This is a genomic window from Paenibacillus apiarius, from assembly GCF_017052585.1.
In the GTDB taxonomy this organism is placed as follows: domain Bacteria; phylum Bacillota; class Bacilli; order Paenibacillales; family Paenibacillaceae; genus Paenibacillus_B; species Paenibacillus_B apiarius.
On record NZ_JAFFHZ010000001.1, the window covers coordinates 252,342 to 274,124 of the forward strand.

24 protein-coding genes are annotated in these 21,783 nt (G+C 53.0%); 1 reads left to right on the forward strand and 23 read right to left on the reverse strand.

The features are described from left to right. Positions 1–154 precede the first annotated feature (154 nt). The 20 genes from JSQ80_RS01200 to JSQ80_RS01295 form a co-directional block, all read right to left on the reverse strand. A complete protein-coding gene (locus JSQ80_RS01200) occupies positions 155–430 on the reverse strand; it encodes a WXG100 family type VII secretion target (RefSeq protein WP_087433608.1) in 276 nt (91 codons plus the stop codon). Between the two features lie 95 nt (positions 431–525). Next, positions 526–849, reverse strand: a complete 324-nt coding sequence (locus JSQ80_RS01205) for a DUF4176 domain-containing protein (RefSeq protein WP_087433607.1) — start codon at positions 847–849, stop codon at positions 526–528. 146 nt (positions 850–995) lie between these two features. Further along, the gene (locus JSQ80_RS01210; protein WP_087433606.1) at positions 996–2,162 is read right to left on the reverse strand and encodes a WXG100 family type VII secretion target; all 1,167 of its coding nucleotides are present in this window, start codon (positions 2,160–2,162) and stop codon (positions 996–998) included. A 5-nt stretch (positions 2,163–2,167) separates the two neighbouring features. Next, a complete protein-coding gene (locus JSQ80_RS01215; protein WP_087433605.1) occupies positions 2,168–2,998 on the reverse strand; it encodes a hypothetical protein in 831 nt (276 codons plus the stop codon). A 15-nt stretch (positions 2,999–3,013) separates the two neighbouring features. Further along, positions 3,014–7,015 carry a type VII secretion protein EssC gene (gene essC / locus JSQ80_RS01220; protein WP_206094035.1) on the reverse strand — a complete coding sequence of 1,334 codons (4,002 nt, stop codon included), beginning with the start codon at positions 7,013–7,015 and terminating at the stop codon, positions 3,014–3,016. Between the two features lie 29 nt (positions 7,016–7,044). Next, positions 7,045–7,374, reverse strand: a complete 330-nt coding sequence (locus tag JSQ80_RS01225) for a hypothetical protein (protein WP_206094036.1) — start codon at positions 7,372–7,374, stop codon at positions 7,045–7,047. Between the two features lie 385 nt (positions 7,375–7,759). Then, positions 7,760–8,503 (reverse strand): CoA-transferase subunit beta, encoded by a 744-nt coding sequence (locus JSQ80_RS01230; protein ID WP_087433602.1) that lies wholly within the window; start codon positions 8,501–8,503, stop codon positions 7,760–7,762. Then, positions 8,497–9,333, reverse strand: coding sequence for a CoA transferase subunit A (locus JSQ80_RS01235; protein WP_206094037.1), 837 nt, complete (start codon positions 9,331–9,333; stop codon positions 8,497–8,499). The genes JSQ80_RS01230 and JSQ80_RS01235 overlap by 7 nt, the downstream gene beginning before the upstream one ends. A gap of 11 nt (positions 9,334–9,344) precedes the next feature. Beyond that, positions 9,345–10,676 carry a CoA-disulfide reductase gene (locus JSQ80_RS01240; RefSeq protein ID WP_087433600.1) on the reverse strand — a complete coding sequence of 444 codons (1,332 nt, stop codon included), beginning with the start codon at positions 10,674–10,676 and terminating at the stop codon, positions 9,345–9,347. Between the two features lies 1 nt (position 10,677). Then, a complete protein-coding gene (locus JSQ80_RS01245; protein WP_206094038.1) occupies positions 10,678–11,841 on the reverse strand; it encodes an extracellular solute-binding protein in 1,164 nt (387 codons plus the stop codon). A gap of 16 nt (positions 11,842–11,857) precedes the next feature. Next, positions 11,858–12,133, reverse strand: coding sequence for a EutN/CcmL family microcompartment protein (locus JSQ80_RS01250; protein WP_206094039.1), 276 nt, complete (start codon positions 12,131–12,133; stop codon positions 11,858–11,860). Between the two features lie 16 nt (positions 12,134–12,149). Then, a complete protein-coding gene (gene pduL, locus JSQ80_RS01255; RefSeq protein ID WP_176392821.1) occupies positions 12,150–12,833 on the reverse strand; it encodes a phosphate propanoyltransferase in 684 nt (227 codons plus the stop codon). After that, the gene (locus tag JSQ80_RS01260) at positions 12,830–13,105 is read right to left on the reverse strand and encodes a BMC domain-containing protein (protein ID WP_087433597.1); all 276 of its coding nucleotides are present in this window, start codon (positions 13,103–13,105) and stop codon (positions 12,830–12,832) included. Before JSQ80_RS01260 ends, pduL begins: the two co-directional genes overlap by 4 nt. A gap of 54 nt (positions 13,106–13,159) precedes the next feature. Continuing rightward, a complete protein-coding gene (locus JSQ80_RS01265; protein ID WP_087433596.1) occupies positions 13,160–13,435 on the reverse strand; it encodes a BMC domain-containing protein in 276 nt (91 codons plus the stop codon). 38 nt (positions 13,436–13,473) lie between these two features. Further along, positions 13,474–13,749, reverse strand: a complete 276-nt coding sequence (locus JSQ80_RS01270; RefSeq protein ID WP_087433595.1) for a BMC domain-containing protein — start codon at positions 13,747–13,749, stop codon at positions 13,474–13,476. Position 13,750: 1 nt separating this feature from the next. After that, positions 13,751–14,233 (reverse strand): BMC domain-containing protein, encoded by a 483-nt coding sequence (locus JSQ80_RS01275; RefSeq protein ID WP_206094040.1) that lies wholly within the window; start codon positions 14,231–14,233, stop codon positions 13,751–13,753. Next, positions 14,233–14,523, reverse strand: a complete 291-nt coding sequence (locus JSQ80_RS01280; RefSeq protein WP_087433593.1) for a BMC domain-containing protein — start codon at positions 14,521–14,523, stop codon at positions 14,233–14,235. Before JSQ80_RS01280 ends, JSQ80_RS01275 begins: the two co-directional genes overlap by 1 nt. A gap of 35 nt (positions 14,524–14,558) precedes the next feature. Beyond that, positions 14,559–14,885, reverse strand: coding sequence for a BMC domain-containing protein (locus tag JSQ80_RS01285; protein WP_206094041.1), 327 nt, complete (start codon positions 14,883–14,885; stop codon positions 14,559–14,561). Positions 14,886–14,909: 24 nt separating this feature from the next. Further along, the gene (locus JSQ80_RS01290) at positions 14,910–16,418 is read right to left on the reverse strand and encodes an aldehyde dehydrogenase family protein (protein WP_206094042.1); all 1,509 of its coding nucleotides are present in this window, start codon (positions 16,416–16,418) and stop codon (positions 14,910–14,912) included. 6 nt (positions 16,419–16,424) lie between these two features. Then, positions 16,425–17,198 (reverse strand): class II aldolase/adducin family protein, encoded by a 774-nt coding sequence (locus tag JSQ80_RS01295; protein ID WP_240463839.1) that lies wholly within the window; start codon positions 17,196–17,198, stop codon positions 16,425–16,427. A 331-nt stretch (positions 17,199–17,529) separates the two neighbouring features. Here JSQ80_RS01295 and JSQ80_RS01300 point away from each other — a divergent pair, with 331 nt between their 5' ends. After that, positions 17,530–18,291 carry a DeoR/GlpR family DNA-binding transcription regulator gene (locus JSQ80_RS01300; protein ID WP_206094044.1) on the forward strand — a complete coding sequence of 254 codons (762 nt, stop codon included), beginning with the start codon at positions 17,530–17,532 and terminating at the stop codon, positions 18,289–18,291. 147 nt (positions 18,292–18,438) lie between these two features. On the opposite strand, the gene mtnA is transcribed toward JSQ80_RS01300, so the two are convergent. The 3 genes from mtnA to JSQ80_RS01315 are packed head-to-tail and all read right to left on the reverse strand — an operon-like array spanning position 18,439 to position 21,783. Then, positions 18,439–19,521, reverse strand: a complete 1,083-nt coding sequence (mtnA, locus tag JSQ80_RS01305; protein WP_206094045.1) for an S-methyl-5-thioribose-1-phosphate isomerase — start codon at positions 19,519–19,521, stop codon at positions 18,439–18,441. Positions 19,522–19,536: 15 nt separating this feature from the next. Next, on the reverse strand, positions 19,537–20,766 hold the full coding sequence (gene mtnK / locus JSQ80_RS01310; RefSeq protein ID WP_206094046.1) for an S-methyl-5-thioribose kinase: 1,230 nt from the start codon (positions 20,764–20,766) through the stop codon (positions 19,537–19,539). A gap of 21 nt (positions 20,767–20,787) precedes the next feature. Continuing rightward, positions 20,788–21,783, reverse strand: a complete 996-nt coding sequence (locus tag JSQ80_RS01315) for an ABC transporter permease (RefSeq protein WP_206094047.1) — start codon at positions 21,781–21,783, stop codon at positions 20,788–20,790.

Here is a 21,783-nt window from a genome sequence, read left to right on the forward strand (position 1 = left end):
CATCCTCCCGTCTACAAGATGAGCCCTGTCGCTTAGCCGGCTGACGCGGTATTCAAACAAGACATTCCTTGGCGGTAAGAAAACCGGGAGTCATTCAACGCCCGGTTTCTCTTGTCTATTCAGCTCTCGGCTATACGTCGCCATGAGTCTATATTTAGCGCTGCTCATCCACCGTACGGAATTTCTGGGCAATGGCTTTCAGTTCCTCGCTGATCGTGTTCAACGTTTGTACGAATGATTGCATTTGCTTGCTCGCTTCTTGGAACTCTTGGAAAAAGCGCTGCTTCGTCATCCCTTCCCATTGACCCTCCATGCTTTGAATCGATTGTGTCAGACTGGATACAATCTGTTGGCTTTGATCTCCGCTTTGTCTGAATTGATTCGCTACCTGATCGATTTGTTCCGGCGTAATTAAAATGCGGCCTGCCATAATTAAGTCCTCCTTTTCCATATTTAATAATATGAAATATTTACTAGGAACTATTTTACATGATTGCTATTCCTATTTCGTAAGAGGCTGCGGTCCTAATTCTCTTCCACCTTCCCTGCCTGCAACGAAACATCTCTTAAAATGTTTTGAAACTCTTCTTCTTCATAGTTGGAAAATCCAACATGAGCGATTACGTCAATATCTTCGTGATTGAACAGAAACGAGAAATTCTCGTCAATATAGCCTTCCGGATACACGACGCCTAAATAATCAAACAGACGATTCGTGTTGATCTGCAACTGCTTGCGACCGTATATCATAAGCTTCTTGCTGCCGTCACGCAGCAAGACGATAGAGCCTAGAGGAAGCAATGACTTTTCATTATGTAATTGTTCATGTAGTTCTGCATGTTTCTCCATATCGCACCTTCCCTTTCCGCGTTCTGCCGCACCTCGTCACCAAGGTCGCATAGTCGTGCAAATTTATAAAAATAAGGTATGAATAGTGAGTCTTCAGACCCATCGGGTTAGCAAGAAAAATAATCGACCGCTGTATAATAGAGTTATCACCCCGGAAGCAGCTTGCCCATGCCGCCGAATGTTTCAGATACTTTTTTTGCAATCTTCTTCACTGTTTTCGTCGTGCCGCTCTTCACCGCTTTCACACTATCTTGAACGGTGTCAGAGACTGCTTTTGCTCTGTCGGACACTTTATCTGTCACCGTATCGATTACGGTATCCACCGCATCGACAGCATGCGTCTTCAATGATTTCCCGTTAATCGTCACCTCGGATACTAGCGAAATGACCGCCCCTGTAGCCAAGCCGACGCCAGCGCCTATAATCGTCCCGGCTCCCGGCACGACAGATCCGACCCAAGCACCCACTGCCGCACTTGCAGCCATCGTGCCTACTCCTACAGAGCCATTGACCACGGCGCTGGCTGCGGCACGGCTCGCTCCGCCCGTCTCATAATCGGTCATGACGGCCGTTCCGGTATCATATGCAAGGCCGGCATATCCCAGCTTGGCGGCCATTCCCTTGAGCGAGAATGCCTCTTTCGCCGCAATTTTCGGATCGACGAATTTCCATACACTCGCATGGTTGGCAGCGTTGCCGGCCGCATATCGCGTCCCGCGAATGCCTTCGGATAGAGCGAACTTGGAACGCGCGCCGGTAATGGTCGCGTAACCGTCGCCGCGCAGATTCACGTTGAAGTTGCTCCGGTACATATTCAACATCCGGTACCCGTCTTTTCCGTAGCCATACAGTTCTGCCGTCGTGGGCTTCCAATTCAAGCCGATGTCTGCGCCTCCGCGGCCGCCCATGGCCCGCACGGCAGAATTAGGGTTGGAGATGGCACCGATGCCTGCGCCGGCACCGGGCAGGATAAGGGAGGTTCCGGCCAATCCCATTCCTGCATATAAAGCGGTCGCGGATCCGATTCCATAGGCGCTGCCCAATATCGAATTGGTCTGCTGATCCGCTGTCTGAAATTGATCTGCTTTCGTCTGCACGTGTCTGCTCAGTTCAAACAGCATCGCATGGATCTGAGACGATAACCGGGCGGCTTGCTGCCATTGCTGCATGATGGCCTCTCTAACGGAAGTCTCCCACGCCAATGATTGTAATGCATGACTCAGTATGGATTGAATTTGATTTAGCTGCTCCGCTGCAATCAGCAACTGACGGCTTAAAGCGCGAAGAGCATCCGGTTGAACAATAATGCGCACGGTTGTCACCTTCCTTCATCTTTCGATAGCTGCCTGTCCCACTCCAAGAACATGTTCTGGAATTGTTCTTTCGTCGTAGGGGTCGCCGTCAACCAGTCCTCATCTCCTTTGGAGCTTTTGCGGATGAGCCAATTCGAAGATCCGCCTACGATAAAAGCTACCCCCTGAACTTCCCAATTCTTGTTATTCCATACCAAAAATAAAAATTCGCCCTCCGAGGATCGCTGCTTCAAAGAATGAGCCAGCGCACGTGCGCCCTCTTCTTCCCCGTCAAAGGTCATGAGCTGGCTTGTCATCTGTTCGACCGTTAAATTCGGCGCTTGCTCATACAATTTATGGAAGTGTCTTTTGGAAAGCATCACCGAAGTAATATGGCTTTCAGGCTGTTCGACCCACTGCATCCGCTCCATCAAGCTGCGGCACGCCTCTTCCACCGACTTAATCTCGTATAGAGTATACGTTGCCGGGTGTTCCTGCAGATGAACGCGTTCTATGACCACCTCATCGGTAAAATGAAAGTAACCTTCAAATGTCTCGCATTCATTCGCAAATTTTACCCAGCAGGAACGTTCCGCAAGCCCGGTCACGGCAATGCTTGAGAATACATGCGGCGGCATCGCGTACTCCACGCCATCCTGCTCTTCGATCAAGTACCCTTTTTGCAGCAATGCCGCCTTGGCTTTATCCCATTCGTCAGCTATCTCTTCTGATAAGTACCCGCGAAACGGATCTTCTACACCAAGCAATCGGTCCGAACCGATAATTCCCGTTAAAAAATATAACTCTTTGGAATCTAGCGTAATTCCTTCTCTATGCGCTTCGTCTGTTGTTATCAATCCATGCCCCCCCCATCAGACCCGTACATTCCATCGCGCGCAAATTCGTTCTGGCCATGTTGCTGGAGTCCACAACTCGTCATATGGAAAAGCGGCTTTTATTTTTGTGAATTTGCGTCGCATAAAGTATCCTTGACCCGGAGGCAGCATCTTCGTGCCTCCCGTACCTGCCGATTGCGATTCCGAGATCGGAATGCGCAGGAAAGACAAATCATTCGCATCTATCGTACCAAATAAAAATCCGGATTGCGCCGCCTTCACATCGTTGAACCAGTCGACACCGAAGGTCGGGAAGTCGGAGGGGACGCCGGCCAAGATGACATGCGCATTTTTATCGCGCCCCTGCCGAACGATGTCAGACAACTGGTCCTTGACTGCAAAATCCGTAATTTGCTTGCATAAATAATCAGCATCATCCATGACGAACAGCAGCGCAGGCTCTTGTCCGTCTTGAACTCGATTCTGCACCTGCTCGTGCACCTTTTGAATCAACAATGGGATCTCTTCTTCTCGAGTCGCACAACCTCTCATATGCGGCAAATCTTGAAGCGCGCGCAGCCCCTCGCTCCTATACCGCGTATCCACCGCATAAATGTGCACCTGTTCAGGTGAAGCGTGATAGGCGAGCGAGAGCATCCAACTTGCGAGAAAAGACGTCTTGCCGCTTTCCATCGGACTGGCCACTACAAAGTGCGGTCCTTCCTTCAGATCGATGCAAAAAGGCTCCAGATCGTCAGAACGTATTCCTACCGGGACGTTGAACGGTTCATCTTCCACAATAGCCCTTGGATTATCGGCTGCATGAACCAGATCAGACAGCTTCACGAGTTCTGGAAGCGGGCGAATCGGCGGCGCCTCTTTGCCATGCCACACCGCTCTCAAAGCCTTCATCTGATTGCGAAGCGCCATGATGCGCTCCGTCTCATCCAATCCGCCGGAAGGCAGCGCCGTCTGGAACTCAAGCGGCGGGATCGCCCCTTTGACAAGCCCCCTGCCGGGAGGCAGCTGCGACGGCGCCTTCATTGGCCGGCCGACGGCAAAATAATAATCGCTCGGATCGGCAAGCTCGAAGGACACGGCATTCGGAATGTTGCTGCGGACCTTCTCGAAAATGTCGGTAACCCGGTTGGCCGTAATGACGAACGTTATCGCCAGACTTCCGCCTTCGCGCAGCAGGTATTCCAATATATCATTTTCTTCCGGATACGTCGTGCGGAAGGTCAAGTATCCGTCAATAACGACGACGATATTCGGAATGGATTCCCTTGTCACTTTCCGGTAAGACGCAATCGTCTTGACGCCCGCTTCCGATATGAATTCCTTCCGTTCCTTCACTTGATTGACAAGGTAGCGGAACAGCCGCTTAATGCGATCATCCTCTTCCAACAACATCACCGAGCCGACATGGGGCAGCATGGCAATATCCTTCATCATTCTTCCCATGTCGACCACATAACCATGCCACTCATCGGGAGACAACTGCGATGCCAGCGACATCAACAGCGTCTGCGCGAAGGTGGTCTTGCCGGTGCCGGGCATACCGTATACAGCGATATGTCCTTGCTCTAAATTGATGGCTAACGCTTCTTGCTTCTGATTCATCACATCGTCTACCAAGCCGACGGCCGGACGCAGCTCCGCGTCCGGCATCCAGTCGGATTGATCATCCTTCTGCTTGGCAAGCACATCCGCCAGCTCAAGATGCTCCGGCAGCGGCGGCAGCCATGGTCCCTGCAAGCGCCGAATGCCGGCTCGCTGCGCCGCTGCGGCCACATGCTCGATAAATACTTGCAGCTGCTTAGGCGGCTCCTTCTCCATGAAGGCCGTCGCCATTGCATCTCCGGGAAGCAGCGGCTCTTGCTTTCCGTTTAGCCGTACTTCGTTCACCTGAATGCGAAGCGACTGCTCATCGTCTCGTTTGACCAAGTAGGGAGCCCCGCTCCAAGCAAACTGCATTTCTTCAAACACCTCATCGCTGCCGACTTGGAAATAACCTCTGCCTGGATGGGTAATCCAAGCGGCATTCGGTATTTTCAGCATGTCGCGGCTGTCGCCTTCGCTCTGCACGCGCAAGCAAATGCGGAAGCGGGTGTTGCTCCATATCTTCTCGTCAACGACACCGCCTGGCTTCTGGGTCGCCAAAATCAAGTGCACGCCCAACGTCCGCCCGATAGTCGCGATGCTTATCAATTCATCCATGAACTCGGGCTGATCCTTCTTCAATTGCGCGAACTCGTCAATAATGATAACGAGATGGGGCAGCGGATTAACCGTCTGGCAGTCCGTCTTGTAATACTCGTCGATATGCTGCAGATTGCCTGCATCGTTCAGGATGCGCTGCCTCCGGATAAGCTCGGCCCGCAGCGATACTTTGGCGCGCTCGATCAAGCTGCCTTCCAGGTTCGTTATCGTTCCCACGACATGCGGAAGATCGACGAACGTGTTCGACATGCCGCCGCCTTTATAGTCAATCAGCATGAACGCCAGCTCGTGCGGATGGAATTCGGCAGCAAGCGATGCTACAAGCGATTGGAGCACCTCGCTCTTCCCCGAACCGGTCGTGCCGGCAATCAATCCGTGCGGTCCATGTCCATTGCGTTCTATTTTATCATGCAAATTGAGCATAATCTTCTTCCCGCCGGCCCGGACGCCGACCGGAACCGGAAGCGTGTCGGGAAACCGGTTGAGGCGCCAGCGGCCTACAGCATCCAATTGATCGATCTCCTTGATGCCGATCATGTCGAACAGCGTCAGCACAGTCGGAATGTCCGATGCGGACGAGCGTTTCAACCGGATAGGCGCCATCAAGCGCGTAAACGCGTCGGCCTTGTCGCGGCTCAGATGATCGATCGCAAAGGATTGATGCTGAATCCCTTCTTCTTCCGTCTTATGGGTGGAGGCGCCTCGATCAGGCCCCACTTCTACGATAAGCTGACACTGCATCGGCAGACGCTCCTTGCAGTCCGACAGCACGATCGTGCAGCAGTCGACGCGGCCCGCTTCTTCCAATAACAACGGATATAAAGGCTCCTCTTCAATCAGCTGGGAGTCCGAGAGCAGCACGACGTAGCAAGGTATCTCCATCTTCTTCTGGCCGGATGTCTGGAAGCTCTTGCGCCGGTTGAGCAGACTGAACAGTAGATCGGCTAGTTGATGCGCCGTACTGCGGCGGTCAGCCATATACCGCTGCGTCCGCTCGTCATCCCACGTATGCGGCAGCCAGCGCATCCAGTTCCATTCTTCCTCTTCCCGCTCGTCATAAAATGCGGCAAGCTTCACTTCGTCCGGCGAATGCCGGGTCGTCAACTGAGCTACGATGACGCGAATCGCATTCAGAACGGATTCTCTGTCACCGACAACACCGATTACCTTGGACTGATATAACGGCAAGGCAATCGGCGCATTGGCTACCGTGTTGAATTCAGATTCAACCTCATGCGCAGCTTCAATAAGCGGATCCCGTTCGTAGCCGTCAATCCGCGGCACTTCGATTGCAATATGAAACGGCACATCTCCCGTGCCGATACGGACATGCATGAAATCATCGTCCAGCGGCCCGCGTTCCCACAGGCTGCTGTTGCGGTTTTTCACGATTTGATAACAGACATCCGGGTCTCCATGGACACCATGCATCGCTGTCAACTGCTCGTGCTGCTTCTCAGTCAATTCGGAACGATGCTTATCCAACTGCGCGCGGTACATCTGGCTCCGTTCGAACTTCTTGCGTTCATACCCCTTCTTATTGCTTAAATACGTAAAGAAGGGGAGAGTGTACGATGTTAACATCATGACAATCGTAATCATCTGGAACATCAAATAGTTGCTGTTGCCCAATTTGCCGGACATCGACATATATATGTAAAATCCGATGCTGACGAGCGTCATGACGATAGGGATAATCATTGTGATTATCGCAAACGTCGGGCGCGTCGGCTCGGCAGGAGGTCTTAATATTTCGAGCTTCTCTTTAGGCAGCGTCGGTTTAATTCTAGGTGACCTCTGGTACATCACGTTCACTAAGAACAACTCCTCGTCTCGATCGCTAATTATTCGCCTGCCAGCTCCTTCTCATCTTGGAACAGCAACCTCCGCCCATAGGCGGGCACAGATTGGGCCGTGGTCGAGAAAGCGCGCTGCACGCGGACAAATGCGCCTTCACGGACTCCCGCTTCCATAAGACGCTGTTGTTCTTGGACGACGAACCATAACCCTTCCGGTTGCTTCGCTTCCAATATGTATTGCACATGATTTTTAGGAGCTTCCCCATATAGCTTCAAGCCGAGGATTGCCTTCAATTGAAGTCCCGTGCTTTCGTCCGGCACCTCGATGTCAAACCAATCATGTCCCTGCCTTCCGGCGGCGACCGTCAGCATCATCGTCCCTTTCCATCCTTTCCATGTCTGACTTATGATGATGATCGCAGAGCGCGTGCGTTATTTTCTAGGAATACTTTAGCACTGATTGATTGCTTATATCAATACGAGACAGGCTTCCTGTCTTCTTACGATTGTAACAGAATTAATACGGCTGCACTCCTATATTGTATATATTGGAATTGCTTCTTTTCAATATGTCTTGAGGCGCGTTTGTGCCGCAAGTCACAAATTCCTCACAAACAGCAAAATACCACACCTTTGGATTTCCCGCTTCAGGATACCCAGAGGTGTGGTTGGACGAGTCGAAAGGATGCGTCTCTATACTAGCTCTTCTCTTGAATTGCAATGTTTGAAAAGGTTACTGAGAGTTTTTTGGAACAGTCTGTTAAAATTCGCTTGAACGGTAATCGAACGGATCGATCTGCTTCAATACGCTTAATTCCCGCGCAGTCGGCATCGGGGTAAAGCGAATGTCGTCGTACTTCACTTCAAAGCCGGTGTTCTGCACGACCTCCTCCAACGAGGAAGTCGGATGAATGCTTTCCAGCATCAACGTTCCGTCTTTCATCGCGAACACGCACAGAGGGGTGACGATTCTCCACACATTGCCCCGCGTCGTCACGAAATCAACCTTCTCCACAAAAGTGCGCCGGTCGTGCTTCGTCCGCCAAATAATCGCTTTCTTCGCGGTCGGTATGAGCACGGCGCTTCCGGCTCCGCCGGGCAATCTGACCTTCGGCTTATGGTAGTCTCCAATGACGGAGGCGTTCACATTGCCCCGCGCATCGAACTGCACGCCGCCCAGAAAGGCAACATCCAGCCCCCCGCGCATCGACAGGTCGAACACCTGCTCTAGAGGAAAATAAGCTTCCGCGCTGGCGAGCAAATCCGCTCCCGCAGAAGAATACGACGCTTTCTTAATCGAGGAAGGGTTGACGCCTCCCGGAATATTGAGATGGACGAGATTGGGCGCATGCAAATGCCGGGCCAGCATCATCGCCACCATCGGCATCTGGGAAGAAACGCCGTGAAACACTGTCTCTCCGTCTTGGAGCATGCGGGCAATCGCACATATCATCATGTCGCTCACTCTTGGTTGATTCGCCGCTAGATTCGCCGTGTTCACCATTTGCCACCTGCCCTTGTCCCGCTTCGGTCCTTGCTCTCGTAAGCTTGCACATACTGTTCAATTTCATCTGCCGTCTTCATGTTCACGAACCGTTCCAGCATCTTGAAATCCGCCTCGTAGCTCTTCTCGCAGGAGCACGGTGCGGCCCCCCGCGGAACCAAAACGACAGACTGCACGAGAAAATGGGGGAGGTCCACGTGGTCGGGACGCATTCTCATTTTGCTCTTGGGCACGATTTTCTCGGTCGTCACAATGACTTGCTTGGCTGCGCGGCTCATCAGCACGTCCTCGAATTTCGGGCCGGCAATGACGGCATTGCCATCCTCGTCGCATTCCTGCACATGCAGCACCGCCACGTCTGGAACAATGGAGCGTACTACCGTAACCGGCTCGCCGCCGAACGGATTCGCGATGACTTGGAAATATTCGTTAGCCTCGATTAAATCTCCCGCCTTCAGTCCTGCCACAGGCATAAAAGGCGCGCCTGAAGCCGCGCCCCGCAGCGCGCAGATAACCGTGTAGCAAGCATGCTCGTGGCCTTGCACCTCGCCTCGTTCCACCGCTTTGCGGTAATGCATGGCCAGGCCGAATTCGGTCTCATAGCTGACAAATCCCGCATCTACCGACTGCACGCAGCCTGCCGCGCACAGCAGATCGATGTCGTGCGCGCCCGCTGTCTTCACAAGCCTTAAGCCGCGTTTTTTCTGTCTGACCAATTCGCGCACCATCGCCATCGGCGCACGGTGAAGCACATTGCCGCCGAGAGCCACGGTGTCGCCGTCGCGCACAAGGGCGGAAGCTTCTTGCAGACTCATTAATTTCCGACTCATTCTGTCACCACCTATTTGATAGCGTTACACGCGATATGAACGGCATCCCATACTCCGGCGAACGGCGGCGCATAGCACAGATCGACCATTCCCATCTCAGCCGCCTTCATGCGGTTATGAATCGCGACGGCCAAAATATCGATGCGGAGCACGACCCCTTTCTCGCCGATGCCTTGCGCTCCGAGCAATACGCCCGTTTTTTTCTCATAGATGAGCTTCAAATGTATGGGCGTCGGGTCAGGATAATATTTCGGATGATCGGCTGCGCTTACCCATACCGTGCCATAGTCTGCTGCAAGCCGCTTCGCATCCTCTTCCGACATTCCGGTTCGCCCGAGCTCAAGGCCAAGCACTTTGATCGCGGCGCTGCCCAGCGTGCCGATGAACTTCTCGTGCTTGCCGAGCAGGTTCACTCCGGTTATGCGTCCGCATTTGTTCGCTGTCGTGCCGAGCGGGATATAAGTGTTCTCTTCCATAACGCGGCTGTATACTTCCGCGCAATCTCCCGCTGCATAAATATCCTCCACGCTCGTTCTCATCTCGCGATCGATGATGATGGCGCCGTTGCGGGCCAATCGTATATCGGTGCCTTTGACAAATCCGGTCGCAGGCTTGACGCCCACAGACAGAATGACCAAATCCGCTTTATACGTCCCTCTATCCGTTCGTATTCCCGAGACCCGATCGGACCCGGTAATTTCCTCTACTTTTTCCCCGGTATTCAAGCTGACGCCTTTTGCCAGCAATTCCCGGGATGCGATATCGGTCAGCTCTGGATCGAACGTTTTGAGTATGCGGTCGCCCAGCTCGACGACCCGAACCCGTTTGCCGAGCTCGACCATCGCCTCGGCCACTTCGATGCCGATATATCCGCCGCCAACGATGACCACATCATGAATGTCCGGCGAAGCCACCTTTTCCTTCAGCACGATGCCGTCTTCCAGTGTCTTCAGCATATGCACGCCCGGCAGCTCCTTGCCTGGCAGTGGCGGCACGACAGGGACCGTACCGGTCGCGATCATCAATTTGTCGTAATGGTCCAAAAACACTTTGTTCTTGTCTAAATCCTTCACCATAATCCGCTTGGACTCGGGGACGATCTTCATCACCTCATGCCGCAGGCGCGTATGAATCCCCGCTTGCTCGAACTGCTCGCGGGTGCGCGCAATCATTTTTCGGTAATCATCATTGGCGCCCGACACGTAATAAGGGAGACCGCAAGCGCCATAAGATAAAAAACGGCCTTTTTCATACACGATGACTTCAGCATCCGGATCGGTGCGTTTGATTTTGGATGCGGCCGACATGCCTGCGGCAACACCGCCGATAATGATGATTTTCATATCAGCCTCCTCCTTCCTGCACAGCGTTAATTCTCGCCTCGGCCCGCTGCAGAGCCGCTTCTGCGCTCCGCAGCCCTTGAAACGCTTCAAAGATCTCTTGATACAGCACGCCCATCACTTCGCCTGCCTGCACGAGCGAGGGCAGAGGCCGCGCGTGCTGCTCCAGCATACGGAGGTGAGCGCCATACCACGAATGCTCGTCCCCGTCACGTTCGTACGTGGATTGCCGCACCGGCGATCCGGCATGCGCTCCGATGATTCGATCCGCTTCCTTGGCGGAAAGATACCGCAGCAGCGCATTCGCTTCAGCCTGCTTGGCGGATCGGGCGCTAATTCCGAAGCTCCAGGTAACGTTCCACGCGGTCTGCAGCGCGGCTACTCCGACATCATCCAGCTCGAGGCACTCTTCGTTCAGCACCAGGCCGAGCTGACCGCCCCACGTAACGGCCGCCGCAACCCGGCGCTGCTGAAAAGCAAGCCGCACTTCATCATTCCCGGATCGGTACGCGTCATCCGGGGCGAAATTTTTCAAGCCGATATATTTGTTTAACGCCGCTGCGCCGCGCTCGTTATTGAAAGCGGGACGATGCGTAATCGGATCGAATATTTCGGTTCCTTCGCGGTAAAAGTACGGGAGCGCATCAAGAAATATTTCGCTCGGATGCGCTTTAAGCGCAATCCCCCGCATGCCGTGCCAGCCATCACACTGCCGGGCCATGCGAATGACGTCTTCCGTGGAGACGGCCGTTCCCGGCAGGGAGCCAGTACGCTCCAAGACGGCCGATTTGCGGTACAGCACCATATGTCCGTCACAGAAGGAAGGGTAGAGGTATGTCGTTCCATCGCAATCCATTTCCTGCCGCACGGCGGGTAAGATGTCTCCGCCGTCCCATTCTTCGTCCGCCGGATAGAATACAGGAGCAAGAAAACCGCTCGCCGCATAATTCTTCAGCCATAGATGGCCTGCGATCATGACGATGTCATACTCCTCGTCTCCGCGAAATACGGCGAACAACCGATCGCAATACGATTCCCACGGAATGATGTCGAATTGTACGCGAACCGCGTTCCGCTCTTCATACCGGGACAGGAAGCGGTGTCTGGAATCGACGTAAGCATAGACGGCCGGATCTCCTACGGCCAACACTTTCAAAGATTCGCTCATCTTTCCCCTCCGTTCTTCATTGCGATTGCCGCGCGGCGGAAAATACAGGCTCGTTGTCGATGATGCCGACGACAAGCGCATCAATCGGCGCAGGCTTCGCAAGCGCTTGCTGGATATTGGCGCCCTCGGCTACGAGCACCAATTGATCCGTGCCCGCCCCGATCGTATCGGCAGCGACGATATACGTTTTCTGATCGGTGTAACACAGTTCAATGATAAGAAGCTTGTATCCTTGAAGCCCATCATATTTGCGCGTGGATATCATGTTCCCAACCACTTTGCCAATCTTCATCCCACAAGCCCCGCTTTCACCGCAAAATTTCGAGCGTATCCCCCTGTTTGATGCCGAAAGCGTTGGAATCATCCGTATCGATGTGCATTTCCAGCGCATAGTCAGCGCGCACTTTAATCGATACGCAGTCCATAATTCCGCCTTTCGCGCCGGTTACCTTCACTTGTACCTTCTGGCCATGCTGAACACCGTATGCCCTGGCATCGGCAGGCGTCATATGAATATGGCGTTCGGCTATGATGCAGCCTTGTTCCAAGGTGATGGAGCCGTGCGGACCGGCAAGCTGCAGGCCGGGCGAGCCTGCGATACGCCCCGATTCCCTGACGGGCGGATGAACGCCCAGTCTGCGCGCCTCGCTGGCCGCGATTTCGATTTGCGTATTATTCCGGAACGGACCCAGAATGCGCACGTTCTCAATCACGCCTTTTGGACCGATGAGCGCAACCTTCTCGTTCGCTGCAAATTGCCCCGGCTGGGATATCTCCTTAAATTTGGTTAACGTCTTGCCTCTGCCGAACAGCAGCTCCATATGCTCTGCCGAGACGTGCACATGCCTCGCGGACACGCCGACCGGCACGAACCTCAGAGGCTCCCGGGCGGGAGCCAAGTCGTACCGTTCCAATTCTTCCATGATTAACTGGGTAATGTAGTCCGTTAGTTCCTTATTGACCTGTTCCGTCATTTTCATCACCGCTGTCATTTCATTAATGGCAGAATCTTGACAATATCTCCATGCGGCCGCGGGATGACGTGTACGGCCACCAATTCTCCCACTCTTTGCACCGCTTCCGCTCCTACCTCTATCGCCGCTTTGACGGCGCCGACTTCCCCTTTGACCATGACGGTTACCAGCCCGGAGCCGATTTTCTCCGTCCCGACGATTTCCACGTTGGCCGCCTTCAGCATCGCGTCCGCCGCTTCAATCGCTGCCGTCAATCCCCTTGTTTCAATCATGCCCAGTGATTCATTCATACGCGGCTTCCTCCTCTATGAGATAGGTCAGGATGAACCCGAACGGTTCATTCCTTATTTCAAGCAAGGCAGTATTTTGGCAACATCGCTGTGCGGTCTTGGAATGACATGCGCCGCCACCAGCTCCCCTAACCGCTGTACGGCATCCGCGCCCACTTCCGTTGCGGCCTTGACCGCGCCCACATCGCCGCGGACAATAATCGTTACGAGCCCAGAACCGATTTTTTCCGTGCCCACGATTTCCACATTGGCTGCCTTCAGCATCGCATCCGCCGCTTCAATCGCTGCCGTCAACCCTCTCGTCTCAATGATTCCCAGTGATTCGTTCATCTGAAAAGCCCCCTTCGGAAATTAAGTTGCCGTTTGTCTTACTTCACTGCAGAAAGAAGCTTGGCCACATCGCTGTGCGGGCGCGGGATGACATGAACAGCCACCAATTCACCTACGCGCTGCGCCGCCTCGGCTCCGACTTCAGCCGCCGCCTTGACCGCGCCCACATCGCCTTGCACCATGACGGATACGAGTCCGGAGCCGATTTTCTCCGTCCCGACGATTTCCACGTTCGCCGCTTTCAGCATCGCATCCGCCGCTTCAATCGCCGCCGTCAACCCTCTCGTTTCAACAATAGCCAAAGATTGGTTCATTTTAGCTTTCCTCCTTCATGTTCTTCTTCTCCGCCGCAGACGGCCGGGAAGCTTTTGGTTTCGTCTTCGTTTTTGCATCCGTTTTTGCATCTGCTTCTGCAATCGCGCTCGCATCAACCTTCTTTTCCGCCGGAGCCAAGTCTGCCGCCGGTGGCAATGTCTCCGCCGCCGCTTCGGCTTGGCCGTCCATATCCAGCTTCGATGAAGGCAGGATGAACTTCATGATTTCAGCGTGGGGCTTCAATATGACAGCCGCATTGGCAAGCGGATTGGCCGCTTTCCCGGCGCATACCGCCGCGGCCGCTTCCACCGCCGCTTTCACATTGGCTATATCGCCCCCTATTACGACCGTCACTAGCCTCCCGCCCAAATAGTTCTCGCTTGCCAACCACTCCACTTGGGCCGCTTTGCTCATCGCATCGGTCATTTCCAGCGCGGTAGCAAAATAACGGGCTTCGATCACGCCGATCGCATCGTAAGACATTATGATGTTCCCTCCGTTCCATCACGCGGCAACAGCTGCCCGATCCCGTCGTCAGGATTGTTTATGAGGTGGACGGCAGCAAGCTCCCCCGTATTTTGAGCTTCCAGCGCTCCTATCTCCAGTGCGGCTTGAACGGAATCCAGCTTGCCTTGAATGAGCACCGTCACGATGCCCGATCCTGACTTCTCAAAGCCTAATACGGTCACATAAGCGCATTTCACCATCATATCCGCAGCGCGGATAGCCGCTGTGATGCCAATTGTTTCTATCATGCCAAGGGATTCTTTCATGCCGTCCCCCCATTTTTGAACACGCATTTGATCATCTATTTCACGGATACCTTGCCCAGCGCCATTAAAGAGGCAATACCCGCGCTGCCAGACGTTATGCATTTCGTAATTACTTGGTCATCGCGCAAATACCTCAATGCCTCTTCCCGCGCCACGGCGAGCGCCGTCTGTACGTGACTGACGGTTCCGCTGAATTTCACTTGAATCATAACCGGGATGGAAGCCTCCATGTCCTCGGGCGGATTGTTCGCATCGATTCCGTGAATATGCACGTCAGCGGCCTTGCAAGCCTTGTCCATGACCGCCAAGGCTACGCTGTACCCTTGAACCTCCACAAATCCCAATGCTTTGCCGTCTGTCATCGTCATCTACCTTTCTTGCCGAAGTCAACGTTCCGCAAGAACGCACCGCTTCTTTCTTGTGAACGTCCGGGCCGATGTCAGGCCTTCGCCCGTCGGACCCGCGATCGTCATCGTCGTGCAGCCTTCTCCGCCAGCGCCTACACCAGCCAATGAGGAAGCGTTCTTCACGAAGATCGTCGTGCCGATCGCACGCTCGAAGGCAGCGAAGTTGGCTACGTTGGTGGAATGCATCAGCGCCGTATGCCGGTTGCCATGCTCCGCTTGTACGGCCAAGCGAATCGCTTCATCGAGATTGCTCACCCGGACGATTGGCAATATCGGCATCATCTGCTCCAGCTGCACGAACGGATGATCGAAGTCGACTTCGCAAATCAGAAGCTTGACTTCTTTTTCAGGCTTAACGCCGATGTTCTCCAAAAATAAAGCCGCATCCTTGCCGATCCACTCCTTCACGGTGTGGTATTCGCGCTTCGCATCCAGTGAACAGCCTCCTGCCGTCTCGTTCACGTTCGCTTCGAGCGCGAAGCTCATCACCTGTTCGAGCTCGCGGTCGTCCAACCGGTATGCGCCATGATTCAACATATGGAACAGAAGATCGTCGGCAACCTTGTCAACGACGAACACTTCCTTCTCCGCAATGCATAAAATGTTGTTCTCGAAGGACGCCCCCGCAATAATCTCTTGCGCCGCCCGCTCCATGTTAGCGGTTTCATCAACGATAACGGGAGGATTGCCCGCCCCTGCGCCAATTGCCTTCTTGCCGGAACGAAGCAGCGCTCTCACCAACCCGGGACCTCCCGTGCCGACGAGCAGCTGTACCTTCGGCGATTGCGTAATCACATCCAACGTATCTTTGGTCGGTTCCTTCACCATCGTCACCAGATGCTCAGGTCCGCCAGCCTCCTGAACCGCGCGGTTTATCATTTTTACCGCATGGGCGCAGCAACCTTTGGAAGACGGGTGGACATTGAATACGACCGCATTGCCCGCGGCAAGCATCCCGATTGCGTTGTTGATCACCGTCTCCACTGGATTCGTCACTGGAGTTACGGCCCCGATGACGCCAAACGGCCCTTCCTTCACCAACGTGAGCCCATCGCCTCCGGAAAAGGCTTTTGTTTCCAAATCCTCCGTGCCCGGCGTTTTTAAAGCGGTTAGCTCCAGCTTTGCGATTTTATCCTCATAGCGACCAAGCTTCGTTTCTTGCAATATCATGCTCGCCAATGTTTCCTTGTGTTCGAGCGTCGCGGTGCGAATGGCCGCGATAAATCGCTCCCGATCCTGTATGCCGAATCGCTGGGCGTATTCTCTTTGTGCCTGATAAGCAGCATCTATCGCCGCTTCCGCCTCATCGAATACCCCGGAATCGCCGCTGCTCCGCACAGGCGAAGCAGCCGCAGGCGCTGATTCAGGCTTGGCCTGGCCGGCTGCCGCATGATGCCCAGCTTGCGCACCGGGCAGGTTTTGCTCGATATTTTTCAGCACGCCCTGAATAATGTTCTGAATGTCCGCTTCCGTCAACTTGATGGTCAACTTCGTTCACCCCTTCAATTGCAGCTTCTGCAACACTTGTTCCGTCACTTTGGCGACAATTTGATTGACGAGATCCGCTTTCTCCGTTTCGCTCGGAAATTGTGCTTCCTTGCGGCTCCTCACATCGGTTTGAACCGGTTTGCAGCTTGGCGTTCCTCCGCTATGAATTCCCATCCTCTTGCGAATTTCGATTAAGTCGGATACTTGATTGCAATTCAATTCATTCGCTTGCTCAATGATTTTGCCGGAATACATCAGCATGAGCGCGTAATGTTCCAACGATTCGAGGCGGTAATAAGCTTCCACGATGTCCTTGCCCCAAGTCAGCGCGCCGTGATTCGCCAACAACACCGCGTTGTAGTCCTTGCAGAACGGAGCAATCGAGTCCGGCACCTCCTGCGTTCCTGGCGTCGCATAGGCAGCGACCGGAACTTTTCCCAATATAACGACTGCCTCTGGCGAAACGGCCTGATCCAAATCGATGCCCGCAATCGCAAATGATGTCGCCACTGGCGGATGCGCATGAGTGACCGCCCGAACGTCAGGATTTTCCGCATATACCCGCAGATGCATCTTAATCTCGGAAGATGGCTTCCGGTTCCCTGCCAGCACCTTGCCGTTCAAGTCCATTTTGACGAGCATGTCTGGCGTCATGAATCCTTTGCTTACCCCTGTCGGCGTGGCCCATATCGTGTTGGGACCGGTCTTTATGGTAATGTTCCCGTCGTTGGCGGCCACGAAATTTTTGAGGTACATTCTCCTGCCCATTTCACATATCATCTTTTTCGCTTCAAAATCGGAATAGTAGGTTGTCTTTGTAAGCACGATGTCACCTCCTGCATGATGCCCTTTATGTGTGTCTTTATGACCCCTATTTTCCTACTTTGTTCGTTGTTTGTCAATGATTTGTTTTGACTTTTATTGTTTTATGTTTGATTTGTGGATTATTATCTTAAAAACTATCTCTGTTTTGTTATTTTACGATTAAATGTTATACTATTGGTTCATAAACAATACCCAAACCAAAAAAACCATATCCATTTTTGGCAGCGAAGTGTGATATACTAATTGAAATCAATAAAATGTATGTTTTTAGGAGCGAATTCATGCAATGTTACCAATAGCGAGAAAAGCCAAAATCAAAGAAATTATTTTGGAAGAGAAAAGCGTGACCGTTGCCGCGCTTACTTCCTTGTTCAACGTGACGGAGGAAACCATCCGCCGTGACCTGAAGCAGCTGGAGGATGAAGGTGTGCTTACGCGAACTTATGGCGGAGCCTATGTTCCTGACGGGGTGCAAAATGACGTGAACGTTAATTTGCGGGAGCACATCCATGTGGACGGCAAGAAGCGCATCGCCGCGAAATGCGCGGAATTCATCGGCAACGGCGATTCTATTTTCTTGGATGCATCCACGACGTCGTTGTATATTGCTCAGCAATTGGAGGATAAGCGGATTACTGTCGTCACCAATTCAATCAAGATAGTCAATGCTCTCATGGACAACAAAAATGTCCACTTGGTCATTATCGGCGGAGGCATTTCCTCCAGCTCCATGTCTGCGCTCGGGCGGAATGCCGAGTTGAACATGAACAGCTATTTTTTCGATCTGGCCTTTATCTCATGCCGTTCCGTCAGCATGCAGCATGGCATTACCGATTCGAACGAGCAGCAGGCGGAGGTGCGCCGGCTGGCCGTTGAGCGCGCCAACAAAGTCCATCTCGTAGCGGATTTTACGAAATTCGACCGCACTTCCTTTGCCAGCATTTGCGACCTCGAAAATATTCATACGATCGTTACCGACAAAAAGCTGGGGGAAGCGTGGCATGAATTTGTGAACACGCACAGCATCGCCTTGCATGAGTGCATCTGATGCTTGGGCGGCAATTAAGGAGCACGCCGTTTCAATCGTTCTTTTCGTTGCGCAAAATCCAATGGATGCGGTGGAGGGGATGACAAGTTTGGTCCTGCAACAGTCAAAGAAGCCCGGCTCATGACAGTGAGCCGGGCTTTGTTTTATTTATTCCTTTTTGTCCGCGAACATTGCCGGAAGACTATCCGCAAACGGCGGATAAGCGATGCCGTTCTGCGTAATAATCGCCGTAATATGCTCGTGATCCGTCACATCGAAGCACGGATTATATACCTTGACGCCCTTCGGCGCCATCGGCTGTTCATACCACTTGCTCGTAATTTCTTCATCCGGTCTTAATTCGATATGGATATCGCCGCCTGTCGCGCACTGCAAATCAACCGTAGACAACGGCGCGCAGACGTAGAACGGAATGCCATAATGCTTCGCCAGTATCGCCACCGCCGACGTGCCGATCTTATTGGCGGTGTCCCCGTTCGCCGCTACCCGGTCACAGCCGACCAGCACGGCTTGAATCTTGCCTTCCTTCATGACGATGGAAGACATATTGTCGCAGATGAGCGTCACATCGATGCCCGCTTCCTGCAGCTCCCACGCCGTCAAGCGCGCTCCTTGCAGCAGAGGTCTCGTCTCATCGGCATACACTTTGAAACGGTAGCCTTGCTCTTCGCCCAAATAGATGGGCGCGAGTGCGGTCCCGTATTTTGCCGTGGCGATCGCTCCTGCGTTGCAGTGGGTCAGAATGCCCCAGCCCGGCTGCAGCAGCGACAAGGCGTATTTGCCAATTTGCTCGCATACCTGCTCATCCTCGGCCCGGATCGCATCCGATTCTTGCCGCAGCGCTTCTTTAATCTCGCTCACGCTTTTGTCTTGCTCTTGCTTGAAGCGCTCTTCCATCCGATCCAGCGCCCAGAATAAATTCACGGCTGTCGGACGGGACGATGCCAAATATTCTTTCACCCGTTGAAAGTCCTTGGCCAGCTCTTCATAAGTCTCTGCGGCCGAAGCCTTAATCCCCAAATACATGCCGTATCCGGCCGCGATCCCGATAGCCGGAGCGCCGCGCACTTTCAAATGATAGATTGCGTCCCAAATATCCTTCAATTCCTTTACTTGCAGAAAGACCTTTTCATTGGGCAGCAGGGTCTGGTCCAAGATAACCAGCGTATCGTTCGCATCATCCAATGTTACCGATTGAATCATCGTGGCAGTCATGTTGTTGTCTCCCATCGTCTCATAACCTCCTTATCTGCTGTATGCCTCGTCAGCTGTTGCAACAATCACGCGAACAAAGTCTGCTCCGCTCTTCATGTCGGTGCGCTCCATAATGAACCGTTTGCCCATGACGATGGACATCTTCTCCGCCCGCGCTCTCGCAGCAGGGTCGGCAATGGACGTGATGTCCTTCACGTGTGCGAGACCGAGCGTTCTGCGGCACAGCTCCAGCCCTGCAACGCCTGCCGTGTCACGCAAAATCAGATCGAGATAATATCGGTCGAAGCCTTTGTAAGAAGCGCACTTGTCTGTCGCGGAAGCTGCCCACGTTACTAAAAACTTCTCTTTGAATAAATCAATGATATCTTGAATCGTCGACAGGAGCCAGTCTTTTTGCCGCTCCTTCTCCGTCCCTTCCTCCATCACACTGTCCGCATTGACATAAGCAAAAATAAGGTTGGCAATGACGTTGCCTACATCATAGCCGGCAGGCCCGTAGAAAGCGAATTCAGGATCGATGACTTTCGTCGAATCCGGCTTCACAAAGATGGAACCCGTATGCAAATCGCCGTGAATGAGCGACTGGGCATTGCTCATGAATTCGAACTTAAGCTTCGCCGTTTCCAGGAGCAGCGCTTCATCCTCCCATAAGTATTCCTTTGCAAACGGAAGCAGCGGCGCATACACATCATTGCGCGGACAATCGTAGAACGGCTCTGTATATACTAAATCTTCGGTAATTTCACACAAATCCGGGTTGATGAAATCCTTGACCTGCCGCTTCTTCTCTTTATGGTTCATGACAACGTCCGTCGTCAGGAGCAGTGTATTGACCATAAAGGTCGAGATGTGCTCGGCAAACAGCGGGAACTGCTTGTGCTTCAGCAAAGCGGTGCGCAAGATTTCATGGTCGGACAAGTCCTCCATGACGCAGCAGTTCATGATGGCATCATATTTGTATATTTGCGGCACAAGCCCTGGAGCCAGATCATATTCGATTTTCAAAATCTCGCTTTCGATTCGGTTGCGGTCTGGCGATACTTTGAACTCATCCGAAATGCGGGCAACCGGACCGGCCTGCTTAATGATAAGGGACTGCCGCGTATTTTCATCGACGACCCGAAATACGTAATTCAGGTTGCCGTCTCCGATTTCCTCGCAGGACAGCACGGCCCCGTGGGCAAAGAAATCGAGCTGGCTTATCGCATAGTTAATGACGTCGCTTTCTTTCATCGTGAAATAATTGTTGAAATCGTTCATCCCTATCTCCTCCTACAACCGTTATTTCTGCTTGTAATAGGTTAAAGCCAACGCAAATGCAAGCACCGTGCCTTTCACAATATCCATCGCATAATAAGGGACCGACATCATGACGAGACCGTTCTGCAAAATACCGATAAGAACCGCGCCGACGAATGTTCCGAACGCATTCGGCCTGCCTGCGCCGGCTACGGAAAAGCCGATGTATGCCGCCGCTACCGCATCCATTAAATACGGCGCGCCCGCATTGACTTCAGCCGTCATGACACGGGACGCCAGTATGATGCCGCCGACCGCCGCAAATCCGGCCGACAATACATAGGCAAGCACGCGATATTTGTTGACGGGAATCCCCGACAGCTTGGCAGCCTCCATATTTCCTCCGATAACATACATGTAACGGCCGTGCTTCGTGTAATTCAAGAAAATATGAACGACGACGACAACGACAAGCATAATAATGATAATCCACGGCACTTGGCCAATTTTCGAAAAGAACGCGCTGATCTGCCCCGAAGCGAAGGTGCCGTCCGGCATGACCATGTTCTGTGATACCGTCGCCCCTCGCGTGTAAGTGAGCGCCACCCCTTGAATGATGAACATCGTCGCCAAAGTCATGAGCATATCCGGAATTTTCATTTTGACAATCATGAATGAGTTCAGCACGCCGGCAAGCAGACACACCGCAACGGCAACGATAATGCCAACGAACGGATGCTGTGAATGCCAGACAAACATGGAGATAACGACTGCGTTAGCCAATGAAGCTACGGAGCCGACCGACAAGTCGAAGCCGCCCACCGACAATGAAATCGTAATCCCGATGGAAATGATGGTGACAATCGATATTGAACGTAAAATGTTAATGATGTTAGAAGGCATAAGAAAGCTGCTGGACATCGTGCCGAATAAGGCAATTAGAATTAAAATCGTTACGATCGTTCCGTATTTATATAAAAAATCAAAGAAATCGAAAGACTTGGCCGCCTTCGCTTGCCGCTGTTGACCTGTGCTCAT